Here is a 2,581-nt window from a genome sequence, read left to right on the forward strand (position 1 = left end):
GCTTTGCGGCGGCGACACCAGGATCACCGCTTCAGGACAGGACGGATCGTGCGTTTGCTCACGGCGAGCTTCGTGTGCTTGGCGAGACCGCTGGCCCTCACCCGGCCATCCTTCGGATGTCCGACCTCTCCCGCAAGCGGGAGAGGCAATCTGTTCATAGACCCGCCGTTCGCTACCGCTGCACCGCTGCCCGATCTGTAGATGCGGTAGCCGCCATGACGGGGAAGGGCTGGGGAAGCGATCTCAAAGATCGCAGGTACAAAATCCGGACGGCCCGCTGAACCGCGCCGTTGCCCACGGCTTGATCACTTCGCCGGATTGTGCCCGCCCGCCGGTCACCGCCGCCCGGCCGGAGCGCCCGAAGGCCAGCAAAAGGCGGCTGGTACGCCGCCTGCATGCGCTCCGGTTCCACAGCCGCCGCGGATGACGCAGTATCACGCAGCGGGATCCTGCGGCCGCTTGTCCGCCAGGCCCCGGCCCATCCTGTCGAGATCGCGTGTCGGAGCTGCCCCGAACCCCGAGCGGAGGTCCGTGATGGAAGTCAAATGGCTGGAGGATTTTCTCAGTCTGTCCGCGACATCGAGCTTCTCCCGTTCCGCGGATGAGCGGCACGTCACCCAATCCGCCCTCAGCCGCCGCATCCGGCAGCTGGAGGGCTGGATCGGCGTGCCGCTGTTCGACCGCACCAGCTATCCGGTCCGGCTGACCGCGGAGGGCCAGGACTTCCTGCCGCGGGCGCGAAAGATCCTGGACCTGGTGCTGCAGACCCGCGCCGATCTGCGCGACCGGCATGCGGCGGCGGAGGATGTGCTGTCCTTCGCCACGCTGAACACCCTGTCCCTGACCTTCTTCCCGGACTGGATCCGGCGGATGGAGGAGCGGGTCGGCCCGACGCGCACCCGCTTCTGCGAGACCCGGTCGACCTTCGCCGGCATCATCGCCACGCTGATCGACGGGCACAGCGACTTCCTGCTGACCTACGCCCATGACTCCGTGCCGCTGATGAGCGAGCTGGCCTATTGCGAGCATCGCTGCCTGGGCGAGGAGCGGGTGATCCCGGTCTCCGCCCCCGATGCGCGGGGCCGGCCCCGGCATGCGGTCGGGACCGGCGGCGGGCCGATCCAGTATCTCAGCTACGGCAGCGGCTCCTTCTTCGGCCATGGCCTGGTCAAGCTGTTCGCCGAGCGGCCGCTGCCGCTGGCGGTGGTCTATGAGAACGCGATGTCCGCCGGCCTCAAGGCCATGGCGCTGGCGGGGCGCGGCCTGGCCTGGATCCCGGAAAGCCTGATCGCGGAGGAGCTGCGCTCCGGCGCGCTGGTCCGGGCCGGCAGCCCGGCCTGGACGCTGGATGTCGAGATCCGCCTCTACCGCACCTCCGCCGCCAGCCGCCCCTGCGCCGAGCGGTTCTGGTCGGCCGTGCCCGATTGGCGGGAGGCGATGCCGGTGCCGCGCAGGGTCTCGGTCGGCTGACCCGGGATTCACGATTCAGGTTCCGATCGGCAGGGCGCAAGCGAGCGGACGATCCGCTCACGATTCTGAAGCCTTGGCTCCCGGAATCGCGGTCGTAGGCCCTCACCCGGAGCCGCCGGCGCGGCTCCGGCCTCTCCCGCAAGCGGGAGAGGCAATCGGAGTGCGCCCGGGAATGAATCGATGCCATAGGCAGATTGACCGAGCGCGGGCTCAAGGAAGGCCAGGCTCTCCTGCTCGTCCAGCTGGTCGAGACGGTCATGCAGGCGGGTCGTCGCTGCTGCATCAAGCACGCCGCGGCAGCAATCGGCGAACTTCGCCCGGCGGTCGGCATCGTCGAAGGGATCGGCGATGGTGCCCTTGGCCGCGGCCCGCTCGCCCGACAGCACCCGGCCGTCGGCGAGGCGGATGGTGACCCGGTGCGGCAGCGTCCGCCCGGCCGCCGCCCGCTCCTCCTCCACCGAGTAGGAGGCCATCCCGATCCGCGGCAGCAGCGCCCGCACCAGCCCGGCCGCGACCGCCGCTTCGGAAAAATCCGACAGCTCCAGCCGGTCCTTCCGCAGCGCCAGGGCGACGCAGTATTGCATCGAGAAGCGCGCCTGCATCTCGTCCGCCGGGTCCGGATAGGCCAGGTTGCGGCGATTGGCGATGCCGACCAGCGTCTCCACCGCCGCCACCTCCTCCGCCGCGAAGCCGTGCCGCGCCCGCAGGTCGAGCACGATGTCGACGGCGTTGTGGGTCGACCCGCAGCAGGGGTGGCGCTTCGGCATCAGCCCCTCGCTCTCGATCACATGCGGCGCCCCGATCGCGACCGCATCCCAGCCCGTGGCATCCGGCCCGCCGAACAGCTCACGGAAGCCCTGCGGCGCCTCCAGGATGTCGGGCCGGCCGGTCATGCCGTGCTCCGCCAGCGCCGCCGCCTCGACCGCGTTGCGCGCGGCGAGGCCGGCATGCAGCGGCTTGGCGGGCGTGCCGAACTGGCCCTTGACCCCGGCGGCCATGCTGACGGCGAGGCTCATCGCCCGGGCGATGCCGGCCTCGTCCAGGCCGCGCAGCCAGGCGACGCCGGCCGCGGTGCCGATGCAGCCGACGGTCGAGGTGGCATGCCAGCCGG

2 protein-coding genes are annotated in these 2,581 nt (G+C 70.9%); one reads left to right on the forward strand and one right to left on the reverse strand.

Annotated features, from left to right (window positions below):
- Nucleotides 1-534: 534 nt before the first annotated feature.
- Nucleotides 535-1,470, forward strand: a complete 936-nt coding sequence (locus tag P409_RS31540; protein WP_052121628.1) for a LysR family transcriptional regulator — start codon at nt 535-537, stop codon at nt 1,468-1,470.
- A gap of 8 nt (nt 1,471-1,478) precedes the next feature.
- On the opposite strand, the gene P409_RS31545 is transcribed toward P409_RS31540, so the two are convergent.
- Nucleotides 1,479-2,581 (reverse strand): MmgE/PrpD family protein (locus P409_RS31545; RefSeq protein ID WP_052121629.1); only part of this gene is annotated, 1,103 nt, incomplete at its 5' end.

Source organism: Inquilinus limosus MP06, assembly GCF_000767795.1.
GTDB lineage: Bacteria > Pseudomonadota > Alphaproteobacteria > DSM-16000 > Inquilinaceae > Inquilinus > Inquilinus limosus_E.